General features: G+C 60.1%; 1 protein-coding gene. It reads left to right on the top strand.

Annotation, left to right across the window (positions count from 1 at the left end):
- A partial coding sequence (locus WFN87_RS24030) for a DDE-type integrase/transposase/recombinase (protein ID WP_336983980.1) occupies positions 1–469 on the top strand: 469 nt, incomplete at both ends.

The raw sequence follows: 469 nt of genomic DNA on the forward strand, positions 1-469 counted from the left end.
TCATAAGCTGATGGCCCGTCACGGTCTGCTGCCCGGTGTTCCTCCCGGCATCCCGGCTACCGGCCGCTATGAACACAGTGCGCCTAACCAGCTCTGGCAGATGGATTTTAAGGGCCACTTTTCCTTTGCCGGTGGCCGCAGCCATCCGCTGACGCTGCTGGACGACCATTCCCGCTTTTCACTCTGTCTGGCTCACTGTACCGATGAACGCCGTGTCACCGTGCAGACCCAACTGATTAATGTCTTTGAACGCTATGGCCTGCCGGAGAGGATGACGATGGATAACGGTGCGCCGTGGGGAGATACCACCGGGACCTGGACAGCACTGGAACTGTGGCTGATGCGCCAGAGTATCCGGGTGAGCCATTCCCGGCCTTACCACCCACAGACGCAGGGCAAGCTGGAGCGTTTTCACCGCAGTCTGAAGGCGGAAGTGCTGCAGGGCCAGTGGTTTACGGACAGCCAGCAG

It is taken from the genome of Cedecea sp. AS113 (genome assembly GCF_037152415.1).
Lineage (GTDB): Bacteria > Pseudomonadota > Gammaproteobacteria > Enterobacterales > Enterobacteriaceae > Cedecea.